Source organism: Rahnella sp. Larv3_ips, from assembly GCF_003697865.1.
Lineage (GTDB): Bacteria > Pseudomonadota > Gammaproteobacteria > Enterobacterales > Enterobacteriaceae > Rahnella > Rahnella rivi.
On sequence record NZ_MJIB01000004.1, the window covers coordinates 691,348 to 710,527 of the forward strand.

Annotated in this window: 16 protein-coding genes; 8 read left to right on the forward strand and 8 right to left on the reverse strand. The window is 55.2% G+C overall.

Annotated elements, in window-relative coordinates:
- The first annotated feature begins 7 nt into the window (after nucleotides 1-7).
- The 3 genes from ED901_RS05580 to ED901_RS05590 are packed head-to-tail and all read left to right on the forward strand — an operon-like array spanning nucleotide 8 to nucleotide 2,697.
- Nucleotides 8-919 (forward strand): carbohydrate ABC transporter permease, encoded by a 912-nt coding sequence (locus ED901_RS05580; RefSeq protein ID WP_056770412.1) that lies wholly within the window; start codon nucleotides 8-10, stop codon nucleotides 917-919.
- A gap of 11 nt (nucleotides 920-930) precedes the next feature.
- Complete coding sequence (locus tag ED901_RS05585) at nucleotides 931-1,746, forward strand: carbohydrate ABC transporter permease (RefSeq protein WP_122095627.1); 816 nt, start codon at nucleotides 931-933, stop codon at nucleotides 1,744-1,746.
- Nucleotides 1,747-1,767: 21 nt separating this feature from the next.
- Entirely contained in the window at nucleotides 1,768-2,697 is a 930-nt protein-coding gene (locus tag ED901_RS05590) for a metallophosphoesterase (protein ID WP_056770417.1), read from the forward strand.
- Between the two features lie 79 nt (nucleotides 2,698-2,776).
- Here the strand turns inward: ED901_RS05590 and ED901_RS05595 are convergent, their stop codons facing one another.
- Nucleotides 2,777-3,769, reverse strand: a complete 993-nt coding sequence (locus ED901_RS05595; protein WP_056770420.1) for a 2-hydroxyacid dehydrogenase — start codon at nucleotides 3,767-3,769, stop codon at nucleotides 2,777-2,779.
- A gap of 236 nt (nucleotides 3,770-4,005) precedes the next feature.
- Between ED901_RS05595 and ED901_RS05600 the strand changes: the two genes are divergently transcribed.
- The 3 genes from ED901_RS05600 to ED901_RS05610 are packed head-to-tail and all read left to right on the forward strand — an operon-like array spanning nucleotide 4,006 to nucleotide 7,270.
- On the forward strand, nucleotides 4,006-6,732 hold the full coding sequence (locus ED901_RS05600; RefSeq protein ID WP_122095251.1) for a YdbH family protein: 2,727 nt from the start codon (nucleotides 4,006-4,008) through the stop codon (nucleotides 6,730-6,732).
- Nucleotides 6,729-6,923 (forward strand): YnbE family lipoprotein, encoded by a 195-nt coding sequence (locus tag ED901_RS05605; protein WP_122095252.1) that lies wholly within the window; start codon nucleotides 6,729-6,731, stop codon nucleotides 6,921-6,923. Before ED901_RS05600 ends, ED901_RS05605 begins: the two co-directional genes overlap by 4 nt.
- Nucleotides 6,924-6,931: 8 nt before the next feature.
- Nucleotides 6,932-7,270: a YdbL family protein gene (locus tag ED901_RS05610; protein WP_240993871.1), complete on the forward strand. Its 339-nt coding sequence runs from the start codon at nucleotides 6,932-6,934 to the stop codon at nucleotides 7,268-7,270.
- 138 nt (nucleotides 7,271-7,408) lie between these two features.
- Here the strand turns inward: ED901_RS05610 and ED901_RS05615 are convergent, their stop codons facing one another.
- Nucleotides 7,409-8,026 carry an FMN-dependent NADH-azoreductase gene (locus ED901_RS05615; protein WP_122095253.1) on the reverse strand — a complete coding sequence of 206 codons (618 nt, stop codon included), beginning with the start codon at nucleotides 8,024-8,026 and terminating at the stop codon, nucleotides 7,409-7,411.
- A gap of 303 nt (nucleotides 8,027-8,329) precedes the next feature.
- Between ED901_RS05615 and hrpA the strand changes: the two genes are divergently transcribed.
- Nucleotides 8,330-12,205: an ATP-dependent RNA helicase HrpA gene (gene hrpA / locus ED901_RS05620; protein ID WP_122095254.1), complete on the forward strand. Its 3,876-nt coding sequence runs from the start codon at nucleotides 8,330-8,332 to the stop codon at nucleotides 12,203-12,205.
- A gap of 80 nt (nucleotides 12,206-12,285) precedes the next feature.
- Here hrpA and ED901_RS05625 read toward each other — a convergent pair whose 3' ends face one another.
- From ED901_RS05625 to rstA, 6 genes are all read right to left on the reverse strand, one after another.
- Nucleotides 12,286-13,158, reverse strand: coding sequence for a serine protease (locus ED901_RS05625; RefSeq protein ID WP_122095255.1), 873 nt, complete (start codon nucleotides 13,156-13,158; stop codon nucleotides 12,286-12,288).
- Between the two features lie 345 nt (nucleotides 13,159-13,503).
- Nucleotides 13,504-13,932, reverse strand: coding sequence for an acid resistance repetitive basic protein Asr (asr, locus tag ED901_RS05630; RefSeq protein ID WP_056770436.1), 429 nt, complete (start codon nucleotides 13,930-13,932; stop codon nucleotides 13,504-13,506).
- Between the two features lie 305 nt (nucleotides 13,933-14,237).
- Nucleotides 14,238-14,591, reverse strand: coding sequence for a hypothetical protein (locus ED901_RS25045; protein ID WP_162997816.1), 354 nt, complete (start codon nucleotides 14,589-14,591; stop codon nucleotides 14,238-14,240).
- 284 nt (nucleotides 14,592-14,875) lie between these two features.
- The gene (locus ED901_RS05635) at nucleotides 14,876-16,357 is read right to left on the reverse strand and encodes a carboxypeptidase M32 (protein ID WP_122095256.1); all 1,482 of its coding nucleotides are present in this window, start codon (nucleotides 16,355-16,357) and stop codon (nucleotides 14,876-14,878) included.
- A 2-nt stretch (nucleotides 16,358-16,359) separates the two neighbouring features.
- Nucleotides 16,360-17,685 carry a two-component system sensor histidine kinase RstB gene (gene rstB, locus ED901_RS05640; protein ID WP_056770441.1) on the reverse strand — a complete coding sequence of 442 codons (1,326 nt, stop codon included), beginning with the start codon at nucleotides 17,683-17,685 and terminating at the stop codon, nucleotides 16,360-16,362.
- Nucleotides 17,682-18,413 carry a two-component system response regulator RstA gene (rstA, locus tag ED901_RS05645; protein WP_056770445.1) on the reverse strand — a complete coding sequence of 244 codons (732 nt, stop codon included), beginning with the start codon at nucleotides 18,411-18,413 and terminating at the stop codon, nucleotides 17,682-17,684. Before rstA ends, rstB begins: the two co-directional genes overlap by 4 nt.
- Before the next feature lie 316 nt (nucleotides 18,414-18,729).
- Between rstA and ED901_RS05650 the strand changes: the two genes are divergently transcribed.
- The gene (locus ED901_RS05650) at nucleotides 18,730-19,149 is read left to right on the forward strand and encodes a hypothetical protein (protein WP_056770448.1); all 420 of its coding nucleotides are present in this window, start codon (nucleotides 18,730-18,732) and stop codon (nucleotides 19,147-19,149) included.
- Nucleotides 19,150-19,180: the final 31 nt, after the last annotated feature.

Here is a 19,180-nt window from a genome sequence, read left to right on the forward strand (position 1 = left end):
GAACGGCATGAGCACTCTGCACGCTGTCGCACCGGCACCCCGCACACGCGGGTTGTCTTTACAGGTTTATGGCTACCTGCTGCTGTTACCGGCACTGGGCTTTTTGCTGATGTTTACCCATTACCCGATGCTGGCAACGCTGTGGGAAAGCGTGTTCAGCGCCGCGCGTAACGGGCATCCGGCGCAGTTTGTCGGGCTGGATAACTACCGCGCCTTGCTTGACGACGATACTTTCCTGTTGTCGCTGCGTAACAACCTGTTGTACGCGGCGATCACCATTCCACTGTCTGTCGTACTGGCGCTGCTGATGGCGCTGGCGGTTAACCGCCGCCTGCGCGGCAACGCCGTCACCCGCGCAGCCTTCTTCATTCCTTCTTTACTGCCGATGGTGGCGATCGCCAATTTGTGGCTGTTTTTCTACACGCCGCAGCTCGGGTTGCTCAACAAACTGCTGGCGCTGTTTTCTCTGCCCGCCGTCAACTGGCTCGGGCAGCCGGATACCGCGCTGTACAGCCTGATGGCCGTCTCGGTATGGCGGGAAGCAGGATTCTTCATGATTTTTTATCTCGCTGCGTTGCAGCAAATCGATCCGCGTCTTGCCGAGGCGGCAGAAATCGAAGGGGCGTCGCGGGGGTATTATTTTCGTCGCGTGCAGTGGCCGCTGCTGATGCCCACCACGCTGTTTATTTTGATCAACGCCTCGATGAACGCGTTCCGTATTGTCGATCAGGTGATCGCCATGACCAACGGCGGGCCAAACAACAGCACCAGTTTGCTGCTGTTTTACATCTACCGCACCGCTTTCAGTTACTGGGATTTGCCGTATGCCTCGGCGATGACCGTTGTGCTGCTGGTGATCCTGGCGAGCATTGCGCTGATCAAATTTAACCTGATGGACAAAAGGGCACATTATCAGTGAAACCTGATGCATTGCGTCACACCGCGTTCGGCCAGTACGGCCTGAATCTGATCACCTGGCTGGCGGCCTTACTGTGGTTTTTGCCGATTCTGGTGGCTATCTGGGTCGCGCTTCATCCCGCGTCCGAGCAGGGCAGTTTCTCGCTGTTTGCGCCGCTGACGTTGCAGAATTTTATCAACGCCTGGCATGCCGCGCCCTTTGCCCGCTACTTTCTTAATACCACGTTACTGGTACTGATGATCGTGGTCTGCCAGATGGTGCTGGCCACGCTGGCGGCCTATGCGCTGGTGCGGTTCAAAATGAAAGGCGGCGGACTTATTTTTGCGCTGATTTTATTGCAGCTGATGATAAGCCCCGACGTTCTGATCCTGAATAACTATAAAACCATCAGCGCGCTGGGATTGCGCGACAGCCTGCTGGGGATTGCCTTACCGTATTTCGCCTCGGCGTTTGCCATTTTCATGCTGCGTCAGACCTTCAAAAGCATTCCGCTGGTGCTGGAAGAGGCGGCGATTGTGGAAGGCGCCAGCCGGTTTTACATTCTGCGCAAAATCTACATTCCGCTGGCGAAGCCGATTTATGTGGCGTTTGCGCTGGTGTCGATAAGCTTTCACTGGAACGACTTCCTCTGGCCGCTGGTCATCACTGATTCGGTGAAGGTCCGGCCAATCACCGTGGGCTTGCAGCTTTTCTCCGCGCCGGAACAGGGCGTGCAGTGGGCGCTGATCAGCGCCGCGACGCTGATGACCGTGCTGCCGCTGCTGGTGTTGTTCCTGGTGTTTCAACGTCAGTTTGTTCAATCCTTTATGCGGGCGGGCATCCGTTAATTCGCCCGACAGGAGTTTCTTATGACCGATATTCTCACTTCTCCGTCGTTGTCCCCGGAGCAGGAACAGGCGCTGGGTAAGGTCAGCGCGCTCTATCAGACACCGAAGATGCATGATGCCAGCGTCTCCGGTCAGCGCCTGCGTTTCGGGCTGATTGCCGACCCGCAATATGCCGACGCCGTGACAGAAAAGGATCGTTATTACCGCAACAGCCTGAATAAACTGGCCACCGCGATCACCGAGCTTAATGATCTGAAGCTGGATTTCGTGGTCACGCTGGGCGATCTGGTCGATCGCGACTGGTGCAGTTTCGAACCTGTGCTGAACACCTACGCCGCGCTGCGCCATCCTCATGCGGCGCTGATCGGCAACCATGATGCGCAGGTGATTTCACAACACCTGGGCGCGCAGACACCGGCGCTCGGCTTGCCGAAAAGCTACTACGCGTTCACGTTGCCTGGTTACCGCTTTCTGGTGACCGATGGCAACGACGTCAGTCTGTACTGCAATCACGCCAACGGCGACGATCATCAGCTGGCAGAATTCATGCTTGATGAACTGACCGAATGCCAGCAATCGCAGGCGCAGCCGTGGAACGGTGCGGTAGGGCGCAAACAGCTGGCGTGGATCGAAGAACACCTGAAACAGGCGAAAGCGCAGGGCGAAACGGTGCTGGTGTTCGGGCATTACCCGCTGACGCCGGTGAACAGCCATAATCTGTGGAATTGTGAAACGCTGGTGGAACTGTTGTGCCGCTATCAGGTGCGCGCCTTCTTTGCCGGGCACGATCATCGCGGGGGTTACGACCGGATCGAAAACACCGACTTCATTACCCTGAAAGGCATGGTGGATGGCGAAAACCGTTTGCCGTTTGCCAGTGTCACGCTGGACGGTGATGTCCTGACGATCACCGGCTACGGGCCTGAAGTCAGCCGGGTGCTGAGTTTTTAAGGGCTGGTTCTGCCGGATGACCCAAAAAAAAGGCTCACCGCAGTGAGCCTGATTTAACACAAACCGTTTCGCGCAGCAGTTACGCCGTCAGCAGATTTGGACAGGCCACGCCTTTCCCCAGCTGATCAATATTCATCAGCGTGGTTTCTGAAATGCTGGTCAGCGCGTCACTGGTCAGGAATGCCTGATGTCCGGTGAACAGCACGTTGTGGCAGGAAGAGAGGCGGCGGAAGACGTCGTCCAGAATGACTTCGTTGGAGTTGTCCTCGAAGAACAGATCGCGTTCGTTTTCGTACACGTCCATCCCCAGTGCGCCGATTTTCTGCTTTTTCAGCGCATCAATGGCGGCGGTGGCATCAAGCAGTGCGCCTCGGCTGGTATTGACGATCATCACGCCATCTTTCATTTTGGCGAAAGATTGCGCATTCAGCAGATGGTGGTTTTCCGGCGTCAGCGGGCAGTGCAGGGAAATTACGTCAGACTCGGCGTACAGGGTGTCCAGATCGACATATTCTGCGCCAAGTTCCAGTGCCAGCGGGCTTGGGAACGGATCGTAGGCCAGAATGCGCATACCGAACCCTTTCAGGATGCGCATGGTCGCCACGCCGATTTTACCGGTGCCGATGATCCCGGCGGTACGCTGATACATGTTAAAACCGATCAGCCCTTCCAGTGAGAAGTTGGCTTCACGGGTGCGCTGATAGGCGCGGTGAATGTGACGGTTGAGACACAGCATCATGCCCACCGCGTGCTCGGCGACGGCTTCCGGGGAGTAGGCCGGAACGCGCACGACGTCAATGCCCAGCTCCCGGGCGGCGTCCAGATCGACATTGTTAAAGCCCGCACAGCGAAGCGCCAGCGTTTTCACCCCGAGGGTCGCCAGCTCCTGTAACACATCACGCGATCCGTCATCATTGACGAAAATGCACACGGCATCTGCGCCGATAGCGGTTTTCGCCGTTTGCGGGGTCAGCAGAAAATCGAAGAACTCAAGTTCATAGCCATAATGCTGATTCACCAGTTCCAGATATTTCCGGTCATAATTTTTAGTACTGTAGACAGCCACTTTCATGGTGTTTCTCCGCAGTGAGTTTGAATCTGTGGCGATGTTGTTTCCTTATGTTTTCTAAGGAATAAAACGTTTTGGAAACAATTCGCGCAATACGACCAAAGTAACAGAGCGCGGGATGGCAGACAATTTATCCTGTGCTATTCAGGCTCAGGGTACTGGTTTTTCAACCATCAGTTGTTACGCTAATTATGTTATCTTGCGGGCAGTTACACATTTAGCGAAGAACAAGGCAAGTCATGCGGAACGGACTTAAGAAAAGCGTACAGGTGATCCTGAGTATAGTGGTGATTCTTGTCCTGCTTATTTGGGTGTTATGGAAAACCGTGCCGCGCTGGCTGCCGCCTCTCGCCAGCCACTGGTTGCCCGCGGGAACACAGCTGTCGCTGAACGGTTCCCCGCACTGGTCGGGCGGCAGCCTGCAACTGCCGGGGCTGCGCTATGCCGCCGGTGATTGCGTACTTGCCAGCGCAAAAGATGCGCGCCTGAGCAAAAAGACCGGGCGCTGGGCGCTGGATCTGGACACCCTCACCGTTGACACCGCCTGCCTGACGAAACTGCCCGCCAGTGACGGCCAGTCCACCTTATCGCTGGCCGACATCCAGAGTTTGATTCCCGCAGGGCGGGTCAATATTGCACATTTCTCTGTCACCCCGTGGCAGCGCTATGCCGGGAAATTACAGCTCGATAATACCGGCGGCGTGCAGCACCTTTCCTTTAACGGCGAATCGCTGACGCTGGATGCAATCATCGACGGCAACCGTACACTGGCGATCCACACCTTCAGCCTGACACCGCCGGGCAGCGATCAGCCCATCACCCTGAGCGGAAAACTGCTGCTTCCCGCCACCTTCGACAGGCTGCCTGAATCCGGTGAACTGCATGCTGAAATGCGCACCGCGCAGGTGCCCAACCCGCTGGATATTCAGCTGAGCTGGCAGGCCACCGAAGGCGTACTGACGCTGACCGAAAAAGGCAGCGAGTCGCCACTGGCGAGATTACCCTGGAAGCTCAATGACAAAGAGCTGAACATCACTCAGGGACAATGGCGCTGGCCGTACGCCCTGCAACCGCTGGCGGGCGGCATCAACCTGACGCTCAGCGACTGGACGCAGACCTTTGATCAAACCAACATCACCGCGCGCCTGAACGTGCTGACTCAGGGTCACAATGGCAAAGCCAACGTGGTGCTGACGATGGGGCCGGGCCGTATCGGGCTGCTCGACAGCAATCTTGATTTCCGGCTGACCGGTCAGGCGAATTTGCAGGCGACCTCGCTGAGCGCGTCACTGCCTGGCGTGCTCAGCGGCTCGGTGCTCAACCCGACGCTGTTATTGCGCAGCGGTTCCCTGTTACGGGCCTGGGGTAAACCTGTGCCTGAACTGACCATTACCGATGCCCGCTGGCCGCTGGCCGGTGTGAAAGTCTCTGCGCAAGGCGTCAGCGGACCCTTACAGGCGATCCTCAAAGCGCAGCACAGCTACTGGGGCAAGTTTGATTTGCATCTGAACGGAAAATCGCAGGCGTTCTGGCCGGATGCCGGGCAGTGGGATTTCAATTACTGGGGCAACGGGCATCTGCCGCCGCTCAGCGGCCGCTGGGATATGTCTGGAAAAGGCCAGTGGCATGACAACGTGATCCGCATAAACAGCCTGTCGACCGGTTTTGCCCGGCTGCATTACGGCATTGTGGATGTGGATGCACCACGCCTGACGCTGGAACAGCCGTTTGTCTGGCAACGTCCGGTGCCTGAACGTTTCAGGAAACAGTATCCGGATCAGCCTACGGTGTTTAAAGGCGACATCAGGCTGGTGGCGAAGAAAATCGCCTTTACCAACGGCGGTTATCTGCCGCCTGCAACCCTGACGCTGCAACTCAGCGGCGATACTCCCTCGCACTTTACCCTGCGCGGATCGCTTGACGCCAAACCGATCGGCCCGATCCGCCTGTCCGGGCGCTGGGACGGTGAGCGTCTGCGCGGAGAAGGCTGGTGGCCGAAACAACAGCTCACGGCGTTTCAGACGCTGCTGACTCCGGATCTCGACATCAAATTACGTGAAGGATCTTTCTACGCGCAGTCGGCATTTTCCGCCGCGCGCGGTCAGGGTTTCATTGCGGGCGGTCACTGGGTGGTGAAAAACGGCGGCATGTGGCTAAAAGACGGCGACCTGAGCGGGCTGGATTTCAGCCTGCCGTATCGCCTGCAGGATGCGGTCTGGCAGCTGGGCGTCAGACAGCCGGTGATGCTGCGCATCGGCGAAATCAACAACCTGATCACGATGAATAATATTACGGCGGATTTGCAGGGCCATTATCCGTGGAGTGAAGACAAACCGCTGACGCTTTCCAATCTCGGTGTGGACGCGCTGCGCGGGCACCTGAGTTTGTCGGCGCTGCGTATGCCGCAACACGACGCGGCCGTGCTCAAACTGGAAAAAATCAGTCTCAGTGAGTTATTCACCGCCCTGAAACCCAAACAGCTGGCGATGTCAGGAATGATTTACGGAGAGTTACCGCTGTATGTGGACAATCCAAAATGGATTATTCATAACGGCTGGATAAAAAATGACGGCGGCCTGACCCTGCGTCTCGATCAGCAATTTGCCGATGCGATGGCCAGCGGCAACTTCGCCAATGGTATGGTGATTGGCCTGCTGCGATATATGGAAATCAGCCGGTCAGAGGCGCAGGTCAGCCTCGATAATCTCGGTGAAATGACGATGGCCGCAAAAATCGACGGCGTGAATTATACCGACACGACGCACGGCGGTGAAAAAGAGAAACGGGAAGTCGTGCTCAATTACACCCATCAGGAAAATATCTATCAGCTGTGGCGCAGTTTGCGCTTTGGCGACAATCTTCAGGAATGGCTGCAACAGCAGGTTTCCTTACCCGCGAATGCGCTGTCGAAAAGCCCCGCAGACGGCGGGCAGAAAAAGGATCAATCAGTGAGGAAGGTACAATGAAACAGCGACTTGTCGGCCCGTGCGTGGTGCTGGGCGTTATGATGCTCAGCGGCTGCGTTCCCCGCATCGAACTGGCTGCGCCAAAAGAGCCGATCACCATCAATATGAACGTCAAGATTGAGCATGAGATCCACATCAAAGTGGATAAAGACGTCGAAAATCTGCTTAAAAACCAGAACGATCTGTTTTAGGAGCCGATATGCCCAGGGCATTTATCAAAAGATTCAGCCTTATGCTGCTGACCAGCGGATTACTGCTGTGCAGTCAGGCGTTCGCGTTAACGCTCAGCGAAGCGAAACAGCAAGGTCTGGTGGGGGAAACGCTTTCCGGCTATCTGGCGCCGGTCAGAGAAGATCAGGAAAGTATCGCCTTCGCGACGCGCATCAACGACGCCCGCAAACAGCAGTATCAGCAAGTCGCGCAGGATAATCAGGTCACCACCGACGATGTCGCCAAACTGGCCGGGCAAAAACTGGTCGCCAGAGCCGGAAAGGGCGAATGGGTGCGCGGCATTAACGGGAAGTGGTTGCAGAAGTAAAAACAGACGTATTTATTCATGGAGCAGGGAAATAAAAAAGCGCGCTATTAAGCGCGCAAGAGGGTTTTCACAACAACATCAGAGCGGGTTTTCAGACACAGATTTTAAAGAGAGTAGCCCGCGCCCTGATTGTGAAAATTAAGCAGCAGCCAGTTCTTTAATAGCGGCGTCGATGGCGGCTTTCGCATCAGTCTGCGCTTTGGTCGCCACTTCAGGACCGTATGCGATGCCTTCCGCGTAAACGAATTCTACGTCGGTCATGCCCAGGAAGCCCAGGAACAGAGACAGGTAAGGGGCAACCAGGTCGCTCGGGGTATCTTTATGGATGCCACCACGGCTGGTCAGAACGATAACGCGTTTGCCTTTCACCAGGCCTTCAGGGCCTTTCTCGGTGTATTTGAACGTCACGCCCGCACGCGCTACCAGGTCGAAATAGGTTTTCAGCTGTGTAGGAATGTTGAAGTTGTACATAGGTGCAGCGATAACGATCACGTCGTGCGCCTGCAGTTCGTCGATCAGGGTGTTGGACAGCGCCAGTGCTTCTTCCTGACGTGGTGACAACGGAGCATCGGAAGGACGCAGCGCGCCAACCAGTTCACCGTCGAGTACCGGGATCGGGTCCGCAGCCAGGTCACGTACTGTCACGGTAGAACCGCTGTTCGCAGCCTGATATTGTGCAACAAGATAATCAGCCAGTTGGTTTGACTGAGAGAAGTTAGCCAGAATGCTTGATTTCAGGACGAGTACTTTGCTCATTAGAGAGTTCCTTAACTGTGTGATACATAGGGTGCAGGTTTTTATAACCAGAACGTACCCGGAATGGAACTTACTTTATTCAGAAAGCTTATGCAGTGATAGCGCAATATTTAGAGATCTATCATCAGTTTTTTTGAATAAATCAGAAACCGAACATTCCTCGCCCGATTTTCAGCATGTTCAACACCTTGTGCTAACATAGCGCCAGGCAGGTAAGGCGTGGCCCTTCCTCATCACCCATTCAGATTCAGTTGACGGCATCTCTGATCCCCGTCAGCAGACATGTAACAAGGAATTCCGAACGTGAAATCACCGCTCGCGGCACTATCAGCGCAGTTAGACGGGCTGATGCTACGTGACCGGCAACGCCTGCAACGTCGTTTGCAGGGTGCCAACAAGATCAACAAGCCTGAAGCCCTCGAGGCATTAAGTGCTGAAATCCAAAACGCGATCACTGAGAGCCTGAAAAAAGTCAGCTCCCGCGAAGCATCACGACCAAAAATCAGCTATCCGCAAAATCTGCCGGTCAGTCAGAAGAAAGACGATATCTTTAACGCCATTCGCGACCATCAGGTGGTGATCGTTGCCGGGGAAACCGGTTCCGGTAAAACCACGCAGATCCCAAAAATCTGCATGGAGCTCGGGCGCGGGATAAAAGGCGTGATCGGCCACACCCAGCCGCGACGTCTGGCGGCGCGTACGGTGGCGAACCGTATTGCCGATGAGCTGGACACCACGCTTGGCAACACGGTCGGCTATAAAGTCCGCTTTACCGATCAGGTCGGTGACAACACGCTGGTCAAACTGATGACTGACGGTATTCTGCTGGCCGAAATCCAGCAGGATCGCATGCTGATGCAATACGACACGCTGATCATCGATGAAGCGCATGAGCGCAGCCTGAACATCGATTTCATTCTCGGTTATCTGCGTCAGTTGTTGCCCAAACGCCCGGATCTGAAAGTCATCATTACCTCGGCCACCATCGATCCGCAGCGCTTCTCACGTCATTTTAACAACGCGCCGATCATTGAAGTGTCAGGCCGTACCTATCCGGTTGACGTGCGTTACCGGCCGATTGTCGATGACGCTGACGATGTGGACCGCGATCAGCTGCAGGCGATTTTTGATGCCGTCGATGAGCTTGGCCGCGAAAGCATGGGCGACATCCTGATTTTCATGAGCGGTGAGCGTGAAATCCGTGATACCGCCGATGCGCTGAACCGGCTGGATTTACCGCACACCGAGATTTTGCCGCTGTATGCGCGGCTGTCGAACAGCGAGCAGAACCGCGTTTTCCAGTCGCACACGGGCCGGCGCATCGTGCTGGCAACTAACGTCGCCGAAACCTCGCTGACCGTGCCCGGCATCAAGTATGTGATTGACCCCGGCACTGCGCGTATCAGCCGCTACAGTTTCCGCACCAAAGTGCAGCGCCTGCCGATTGAACCCGTCTCACAGGCCTCCGCCAACCAGCGTAAAGGCCGCTGTGGCCGTGTCTCGGAAGGGATTTGTATCCGTCTCTATTCTGAGATGGATTTCCTGTCGCGCCCTGAATTTACCGACCCCGAAATTCTGCGCACCAATCTGGCGTCCGTTATTTTACAAATGACCTCGCTCGGGCTGGGCGATATCGCCGCATTCCCGTTCGTCGAAGCGCCGGATAAGCGCAATATTCAGGACGGCGTGCGTCTGCTGGAAGAGCTGAACGCCATCAATAATGCCGTCGATGGCCGTTACACCCTGACCCCGCTCGGTCGTCAGCTGGCGCAGTTGCCGGTGGATCCGCGTCTGGCGCGCATGGTGCTTGAAGCGCAGAAAAACGGCTGCGTGCGCGAAGTGATGATCATCACCTCGGCGCTGTCGATTCAGGATCCGCGTGAGCGCCCGATGGACAAACAGCAGGCGTCTGATGAGAAACATCGCCGCTTTGCCGATAAAGACTCTGATTTCCAGGCGTTCGTCAATTTGTGGGATCACCTGAAAGTGCAGCAAAAAGAGCTGACCTCGGCGCAGTTCCGTAAGCTGTGCCGCAGCGATTTTCTGAACTATTTGCGGGTACGCGAGTGGCAGGACATCTACACCCAGCTGCGTCAGGTGGTGAAAGAGCTCGGGCTGCCGGTGAACAGCGAACCGGCAGAGTATCGCGAAATTCACTGTTCGCTGCTGACCGGTTTGCTGTCGCATATCGGCCAGAAAGATGTGGATAAACAAGAGTATACCGGTGCGCGCAACGCCCGGTTTGCGGTGTTCCCTGGCTCCGGTTTGTTCAAGAAGCCGCCAAAATGGGTGATGGTCGCCGAGCTGGTGGAAACCAGCCGCCTGTGGGGGCGCATTGCTGCACGTATCGAACCGGAATGGATCGAACCGCTGGCGAAGCATCTGGCGAAGAGCAGTTACAGCGAACCGCACTGGGAGAAAGCCCAGGGCGCGGTGATGGCGACGGAGAAAGTGACGCTGTACGGCCTGCCGATTGTGGCGGCGCGCAGCGTCAATTACGGCACCATCGATCCCGTGGTGTCGCGCGAACTCTTTATCCGCCATGCCCTGGTGGAAGGCGACTGGCAGACGCGTCACGCGTTCTTCCGCGCCAACCTGCGTCTGCGTTCTGAGGTCGAAGAGCTGGAACACAAATCCCGCCGCCGCGATATTCTGGTGGATGAAGAGACGTTGTTCCTGTTCTACGAGCAGCGTATTGGCATGGAAGTGGTTTCAGGCCGGCATTTTGATACCTGGTGGAAAACACAGCCGCAGGACAGCCTCAACTTCGAAAAAAGCATGCTGATCAAAGAGGGCGCAGGCAATATCAGCGCCCATGATTACCCGAACTTCTGGCATCAGGGCAACATCAAACTGCGCGTCACTTATCAGTTTGAGCCGGGCACCGATGCCGACGGGGTCACGGTGCATATCCCGCTGCCGCTGCTTAATCAGGTCAGCGAACAGGGCTTTGACTGGCAGATCCCCGGCATTCGCCGGGAGCTTATCATGGCACTGATCAAGTCATTGCCGAAGCCGTTACGCCGTAACTTTGTTCCCGCGCCAAACTACGCGGATGCCCTGATGGGGCGCATCAAACCTTTTGAGATGCCGTTGCTGGATGCGATGGAAAAAGAGCTGCGTAAGATGAGTGGCGTGACGTTGTCACGTGAAGACTGGCAACTGGATCAGGTGCCCGATCATCTCAAAATGACGTTCCGCATTGTTGATGACAAAAACAAAACACTGCGTGAAAGCAAAGACCTGACGGCGCTGAAAGCCGGCCTGAAAGAGCAGGTGCAGCAGACACTTTCCGCCGTCGCCGACGACGGTATCGAACAGCGTGACTTGCATGTCTGGAGTTTTGGCACGCTGCCCGAGCGTTACGAACAGAAGCGCGGCGGGTATGAGGTGAAAGCCTATCCGGCGATTGTTGATGAAAAAGACAGTATCGCCATCCGATTATTTGACAGCGAACTGGAACAGCAACAGGCAATGTGGGGCGGCATGCGCCGCCTGCTGCTGCTGAATATTCCTTCACCCATCAAATATCTGCACGATAAGTTGCCGAATAAAGCCAAGCTGGGGCTGTATTTCAACCCGTACGGCAAAGTGCTGGATCTGATCGACGACTGCATTTCCTGCGGCATCGACAAACTGATCGCTGAGTCCGGCGGGCTGGTGTGGCGCGAAGAGGATTTCGCCAAATTACATGAGCACGTTCGCGCTAACCTGAATGAAGCCGTGGTGCAGATTGCCATTCAGGTCGAGCAGATCCTGACGACTGTTTTCAACATCAATAAACGGCTGAAAGGTCGTATTGATATCAGCCTGGCGCTGGCGCTTTCAGATATCAAAGCGCAGATGTCCGGCCTGATTTACCGTGGTTTCGTGACGCAAAACGGCTGGAAACGTCTGCCGGATACCCTGCGTTATCTCAATGCTATCGAGCGCCGGATGGACAAACTGGCGATGGATCCGCATCGTGACCGGGCGCAGATGCTGAAAGTCGAGAGTATTGAGAAAAAGTGGCAGCAGTGGCTGAATAAATTGCCGCCGGTGCGCCAGCAGAGTGAAGACGTGAAGGAAGTGCGCTGGATGATAGAGGAACTGCGCGTCAGCTATTTTGCGCAGCAACTCGGCACACCGTATCCGATCTCAGATAAACGGATTTTGCAGACCATGGAGCAGCTGGTGTAATTCATTTTCGTGCGCAATAAAAAGCCGCCGGTTGTCCGTTGAACAACCGGCGGCTTTTTTATTTCTGCAGAGCGTATGGCTTATTGCGCTGGCGTTGTGCTCGCGCTGATCACCCCGGAAGAGAGCGTGCTCAGGGCATCGCGGATGGCCGGAACGGCCAGTGCGCGGTTATCGGCCAGATAGCGGTCCTGCGCGGCGGGCGCCGAGCTTTGGATCGCCACCAGTGACCAGCCGTCGGCATTTTTTATCAATAACGGCGAACCGCTGTCACCCGGAAGCGTGTCACAGCGGTGCGACAACACGCCTGGCTGCGCCCATCCGGTGACCTGACAATCCTGATGGACGTACAAATCATCCAGATGATCTTCCGGATACCCTGCCTGCGTCACTTTCCGGCCTTCCTGTTTAAGCAGGGCGGTCAGATCGTCGCGCGATCCACTCCACAACGGCAGGGGTTTGATCGGCAGCGCCAGCTTCTCGTCAGTCAGGCGGATCAACGCAAAATCAAAAGGTGCCGCTTTCGGTGGCACAATCCAGCCTTCGCCATCGGCTTTGAGTTTCTTACCCAGTTTAGGATCCACCAGCGTTTGCAACGCGGTGATCTGATAACGCCATTTCTGATTATGGGAAATAAAACGCAGGGCGACGACTTTATCGATGTTGCCCGGAGGCGCGAGAACGCAATGGCCGGCGGTCAGCACAAGGTGTTTTGAAATCAGGGTCGCGGTACATAAATTACCGCTGGCGGTTTCTATCTGTCCGATAGCCTGCCAGGGCCAGTGCGACGAGGCAGCCACAGGCTGGCGCTGGTCATGACCAAAGAACAGGGCAGTTTTTTCTTTAACAGAGATAGCAGGTGCGTCATCGTCTGCATCATCCGGGGAGTCTGCATGGACAAGGGAACTGGCGGTAAAACAGAAAAAGCACAAAAACAGCGGTAACGCGATGCGCATAACATTCTGACCTTGAAAACAGGGAGAACCCAAGAACCCGTTATTATTGAACGATTATAGACGGTTATCATTGATGGTGGCTATTTTTGTATGATAATTCAATCTTTTGAGCAGATAACGAGCGTCATCTTCGCGGGTATAAACACTTCAGAAGTAGAAGAACAAGGTGATCAGACCGCAGAGGATCAGAGAGCACAGGGTGATTTCGAACAGGTAGCGGCGCAGCATCTTCCATCAGTACCTCAAGATAGAAACCGGAGAAAAAAACACCCGGCGAACCGGGTGTTAACTCTTCAGTCTTGATAATGGTGAGTGGATACGCTCACAAAGACTTCTTAGTACATCTTATGCAGCTGGTGTTGCTTTTGCAGCAGGAGCGGCTTTCTTAGCATGTTTTACGTGTTTTTTAGCAGCCTGCGCTTTCTGAGCAACCGGCGCTGCTTTTTTAGCGTGTTTCACGTGTTTTTTAGCAGCCTGCGCTTTCTGAGCAACTGGCGCTGCTTTCTTAGCGTGTTTCACGTGTTTTTTAGCGGCCTGCGCTTTCTGAGCAACTGGCGCTGCTTTCTTAGCGTGTTTTTTGTGTTTTTTAGCAGCCTGCGCTTTCTGGGCTACTTTCTTGTGAGTTTTGTGTTTAGCAACGTGCTTGGTAGCAGGTGCCGGAGCTGCTGTTGTAGTTGAAGCAGCAGGTGCAGGTGTTGCTGTAGTTTCAGCAGCAAAAGCGACAGAAGACAGACCCATTGCAGCGGCAACAACCAGAGCTAATACTTTTTTCATCTTTAATTCCTCAGAATTTTTGTTTAAGTGTCCACCCCACTGCGGGGCCGGTGAAAGAATAATAGGCGTAAGGGATCATGTTGTCCGTGAGTGATTGGTATCGGCGTGTAACGGAATGTACAACGGGGCTGATTAATAAAATCAAGGAGTTAGGGTGGTGAGGGCGGTGGGGTGGGGTTTTTAGGTTAAGTTCAAGTTCAAGTTCAAGGTCGTGGGCGTCGGCCCACACCGACTTGGGGGGCGGCATATCGCCGCCGCCCCCCAAGACCCCCCGGGCTCTTTCACTGCGCGCTGCCGCTCGCTGGCTATATTCCAGCGGCTCCGGCTATTGCCGCAAAATCCCGCCGCTGCGCGGTGCCCTCCGCTCGGGTTACAACCCGCGCAAACAGACGCGCGGTTTTCCACCACTCCCTCCAGCGTGATTTTTGAGCGCGGCCAAAGGCTATGTAAAACAAATATTTTTCTGCTCCTGCGATGTGGAAGGAGGAAAGCAGAATCAAACACATCGTTTTGACTTTAAAAAAGCCATTGGCCGCACTCAAAACGACGTCGAATGAACGGTGAGAAACCGCGAGGTTTTTTCCGAGCGGGTTCGAACCTGAAATGAGAGTACCGCGAAGCGGCGGCGTTTGCGGCAATAGCCGGAGTGTCTGAAACATAGCCCGCGAGCGACAGCGCGCAGTTAAAAAAACGCAGGATTGTTAAGGGGCGCGTTTACGCCCCTTAACCCGGTGTGGGCCGGGGCCCACGACCTTGACCTTGAAGTTGAAGTTGAGGTTAAAGTTGAGGAGTTTCTGAAACATAGCCTGCCTGCGAGAGCGCAGTTAAAGAGCCCGGGGGGTCTTGGGGGGCGGCGGCGATATGCCGCCCCCCAAGTCGGTGTGGGCCGACGCCCACGACCTTGAAGTTGAAGTTGAAGTTAAAGTGGACCCCCACCCAATACTTACAGGTATCTGCTCTCCAGATGCGCCCGGAAGAATGCCGGATTCAGGGTTTCGCCGGTGGCATTGGTCATCAGCTGGTCAGTGGTAAAACGGCTGCCGTGCTGCCAGATATTTTGCTGCAACCACTGGAACAGCGCCGTCAGGTCGCCGCGTGCGATGTCAGCCTGCAAGGTCGGAATGGCGGTGTTGGCGGTCTGGAACAGTTGCGCGGCGTACATTGCGCCCAGCGTGTACGTCGGGAAGTAGCCGAAACCGCCGTCGGTCCAGTGGATGTCCTGCATACAGCCGTCGCGGTAATTGCCGACGGTATCGATGCCCAGATACTCCTTCATCTTGCTGTTCCACAAGGCTGGAATATCATCGACTTCAATGTCGCCTTCCATCAGCGCTTTTTCGATCTCGTAGCGCAGGATCACGTGTGCCGGATAACTCAGTTCGTCAGCATCCACGCGGATAAAGCCTGGCTGTACGCGCTGGTTCAGCGTCATGAAGTTGCGTTCATCCAGACCCGGACGCTCGCCGAACTGCTCGATAACCAGCGGATACACGGATTTCAGGAATGGTTCGCTGCAACCGAGTTGCATTTCAAACAACAGGCTTTGGGATTCGTGAACGCCCATCGAACGCGCATTGGATACCGGCTGGCCGAGCCACTCTTTTGGCAAGTTTTGCTCATAACGCGCATGACCGGTTTCATGGATAACGCCCATCATGGCACTGAGGAATTCGTCCTGGTTATAGCGCGTGGTGATGCGCACATCCTGAGGCACGCCGCCGCAGAACGGGTGGGCGCTGACGTCAAGACGACCGGCGTCGAAATTAAAACCGAGACGATCCATCACTTTCAGGCCGAGCTGGCGCTGCTTCTCGATATCAAACGGCCCCTGCGGTGTGATACGGCTTTCTGATTTCTGTTTTTCCACCACGGTCTGCAACAGATCCGGCAACCATGTTTTCAGATCACCAAACAGGGTATCGAGCTTTTGCGATGTCATGCCCGGTTCGTATAAATCGAGCAGGGCGTCATAGCGGCTGATCCCGGCGGCTTCGGCACGGAACTGCGCTTCCTGACGGCTCAGTTTCACCACTTCTTTCAGGTTCTCAGAGAAACCTTCCCAGTCGTTGGATTTACGCTGAATGCGCCATGCCTGCTCGCAGCGGGCACCGGCCAGTGATTTTGCCTGCACCAGGCTTTCCGGCAGCAGGGCCGCCTGCTGATACTGGCGACGCATTTCGCGCAGGTTAGCCTGCTCAACGTCATTGAGTTGCTCGCCACCCGCCTGTTCCAGCCATTCACCGACCTGCTTTGCGGTCAGGATCTGATGCGTCAGAACGCTCAGTTCCGCCAGCGCTTCTGAACGTGCCTGCCCGCCCTGGGGCGGCATCATGGCCGCGGCATCCCAACCGGCAATCGCAGATAAATGGCCGAAACGGGATAAACGGGCGAAGGTGTCGTGCAATTTTTTATACGCGATGGTCATTATTAGCTCCCTTCATGGTATTGGTCTGGTTGTTCGACAACCAGATTGAAAGTGGGTTTTACCGGCCAGCTGAAACGCATACTGGCACCGCCGAGCGTGCTGCTGTCGACGGCGACGCGCCCCTGATACGCGACGGCAATGGAGTGCACAATTGCCAGCCCCAGCCCGCAGCCGCCGGTGGCGCGATCGCGGCTCGGATCCAGGCGGACAAAGGGTTCGAATACGCGCAGGCGTTCTTCCGGCGGTATGCCGGGGCCGTCATCTTCAACTTGCAGACAGGCCGTTTCGCCATCGAGCCACAGGCTGATGCGGATCATTTTCTGCGAGTAGCGCAAACCGTTGTTAACCAGGTTATCCAGCACGCGCTCCATCAGACGTAAATCCACGCCGCCGAAATCGATGTTTTGCGGCGCCTCAAAAGCCACTGTTCTCTGCGCGTTGATCAGGCGGAAATCATCCACTTTGTCTTCCAGCCAGTCGGCCAGATTCACTTTTTCCAGATGCAGCGCGACCTGCGGGCGGTCGAGGCGGGCGTAAGTCAGCAGTTCATCAATCAGCGCTTCGAGCTGGCCGATGTCCCGATTGATGGCGTTTTGTTCCGACTCTGGCAGGTTTTCGCTGATCGCCAGACGGTAGCGCAGGCGCACCAGCGGGGTACGCAGTTCGTGGGCGATGCCGTCGATCAGCTGTTTTTTACTGGCGATCAACGTGCTGATGTTATCCGCCATCTGGTTGAACGCCACGCCAACGCGGGTCAGGCTGGAGGCTGAATCAAAATTCACCCGTTCATCCAGGTGGCCGTTACCGAGGCGCAGCGCCGAGTTCTCCAGACGCAGTAAATCCTGCCAGTGCGGGCGCATCCACAGGAAAACCGGCAACGCCAGCGACAGACCAATGATCATCAGCAGCGCGAGATCAAGCAGTCGCATTTCGTGCATGTAAAACAGATAGGGGATCGGGCCGACCACCAGAACGTAATGGCTGCGGGGAACGCGCTGGATGAAGGTATATTCATCGTCGAGTGCGATGATTTCGCCTTCTTTTAACCGTTTGTCCAGTTCGGGGCTGAGTTTACGTTTACCGAGCGGCTCGATATGTAATTTGAAAGACAGGTTAAGATCCAGCGTATTGATGGTCTTGTTCCAGTCTTTAATGGGGATTTCCCTGAGTTCGCTGCGCATCAGGTACAGCGAGCTTTTCATCAGGTCATTCATGGACTGACGGCCTGTGCGTTCGGCGGTGACTTTGTACACCAGGCCGACCAGCATCGCCATGACCATAAAGCAGACCAGCAGTAACAGAAAGAACTGGACGAAAAGCTTTCTCATTCCTGAAGAGACTCCCAGGCGTTCGGGGCAAACAGATAGCCTTTATTGCGCACCGTTTTAATGCGAAAAGGTTCAAGCGTGTTGTCGTACAGTTTGCGACGAAGGCGTGAAATCGCCACGTCGATGCTGCGATCCAGCCCGTCATAGCTGACGCCGCGCAGATTTTTCAGCAAGGCTTCGCGATCCATAATGCGTCCGGCGTGCGTCGCCAGTTCCCACAACAGATCGAAATCAGAGGTTGAGAGCACGATGGTTTCATCCACCAGCGTGACCTGCCGGTTCACCGGATCGATACACAGCTGGCCGAAGTGCAGGGCGTTACCGCTGGTCAGCGTCTGAACCGGCTGTTCGCTTTGCGAGGACGGCGACGGATTCTGTCGCAGGTGCAGACGCAGACGCGCCAGCAGCACCGCGGGCGGTGTGGTTTTCAGGATGTAATCACTCGCGCCCATTTCCAGCGATAAAATATGATTCATGTCGCTGTCCAGTGACGTCAGCAACACGATCGGGCCGGGAAAGACCGGGCGCAAATCACGGCATAACGTCATGCCATCTTTGCCGGGAAGCATGATGTCGAGCAGGACCAGATCGGGTTTTTCTTTCTCAATTCTTGCCTGCGCCGTATCGCCGCGGGGTTCAACCAGCACGTCGATATCATGTTTGCCCAGATAGGCGGCAATCAGGTTGCCGACTTCAGCATCATCTTCTACAAAAACGATTTTATTCATTAGGTTGCTGCTGTTAAAAATCCGGTGATTAGCATAGCGTGAGCGCGCGTCCGACGCTATGGGCGGCAATGACTCTTGCGGCACGCATTCCACAATTCAGGCGATTCTGTCGACTAAGTCTGAATTTTCAGTCTCCGCACTTTCGGCCTGCTACAGTCACTGTGTGAAAGCGCCTGAACTGACTGGAAAAGTGTCGGTGAACTATGCCATTATACAGGTGAATAATCGTGTCTATATGCATTGATTTGCTCAATATCGCCGAGTACGCCTTCAGACGTTCAATTGAACAGGCCCTGACCAGGAAGAGGAAGAGGGGATGAATGAAAACCGCCTGGTACCCGATGCGCGTAGTCAAAAAGCGTCCTTTGACTACATGGAATATTTGTCCGCATCCTGTAAAAAGAAATGGAGTTTCGTTGACGCCATTTATGGTGTGATGCCGTTCTTTGGCATGGTGTTAAAATCCCGTTCTCAAAAAGATAACTCGAAGCAAGAATCCTTGCGGGCGCTGGCGTTGCAGGTCGTTTCTACCCAGGTCAGCGACGAGACGAATATTGTCCGTCTGATTGAACTGGCGGAGCAGCAGGGCATGTACAACATCGATATTAATTTACCGTATTCCCTGACAGACGATCAGCTCACGGCAATTAAGGTTGAGTGCAAACATCTGGTACAGCTCAGCCAGAATAACGATCATCTTTTTGTACAAATTATGCAGATGCCGCCGCAGCACTGATTTCACAGTTTGTAACAGTTCAGTGACGAAG

Bases quoted from the DNA above. Each gene is read 5' to 3' on its own strand.
- ED901_RS05625 (WP_122095255.1), bottom strand. From the start codon at position 13,158: ATGCGCATCGCGTTACCGCTGTTTTTGTGCTTTTTCTGTTTTACCGCC.
- ED901_RS05610 (WP_240993871.1), top strand. From the start codon at position 6,932: ATGCCCAGGGCATTTATCAAAAGATTCAGCCTTATGCTGCTGACCAGC.
- ED901_RS05635 (WP_122095256.1), bottom strand. From the start codon at position 16,357: ATGACCATCGCGTATAAAAAATTGCACGACACCTTCGCCCGTTTATCC.
- ED901_RS05650 (WP_056770448.1), top strand. From the start codon at position 18,730: ATGAATGAAAACCGCCTGGTACCCGATGCGCGTAGTCAAAAAGCGTCC.
- asr (WP_056770436.1), bottom strand. From the start codon at position 13,932: ATGAAAAAAGTATTAGCTCTGGTTGTTGCCGCTGCAATGGGTCTGTCT.
- ED901_RS05580 (WP_056770412.1), top strand. From the start codon at position 8: ATGAGCACTCTGCACGCTGTCGCACCGGCACCCCGCACACGCGGGTTG.
- ED901_RS05590 (WP_056770417.1), top strand. From the start codon at position 1,768: ATGACCGATATTCTCACTTCTCCGTCGTTGTCCCCGGAGCAGGAACAG.
- ED901_RS05600 (WP_122095251.1), top strand. From the start codon at position 4,006: ATGCGGAACGGACTTAAGAAAAGCGTACAGGTGATCCTGAGTATAGTG.
- ED901_RS05615 (WP_122095253.1), bottom strand. From the start codon at position 8,026: ATGAGCAAAGTACTCGTCCTGAAATCAAGCATTCTGGCTAACTTCTCT.
- rstB (WP_056770441.1), bottom strand. From the start codon at position 17,685: ATGAGAAAGCTTTTCGTCCAGTTCTTTCTGTTACTGCTGGTCTGCTTT.
- ED901_RS05605 (WP_122095252.1), top strand. From the start codon at position 6,729: ATGAAACAGCGACTTGTCGGCCCGTGCGTGGTGCTGGGCGTTATGATG.
- ED901_RS25045 (WP_162997816.1), bottom strand. From the start codon at position 14,591: ATGTTTCAGACACTCCGGCTATTGCCGCAAACGCCGCCGCTTCGCGGT.
- rstA (WP_056770445.1), bottom strand. From the start codon at position 18,413: ATGAATAAAATCGTTTTTGTAGAAGATGATGCTGAAGTCGGCAACCTG.
- ED901_RS05595 (WP_056770420.1), bottom strand. From the start codon at position 3,769: ATGAAAGTGGCTGTCTACAGTACTAAAAATTATGACCGGAAATATCTG.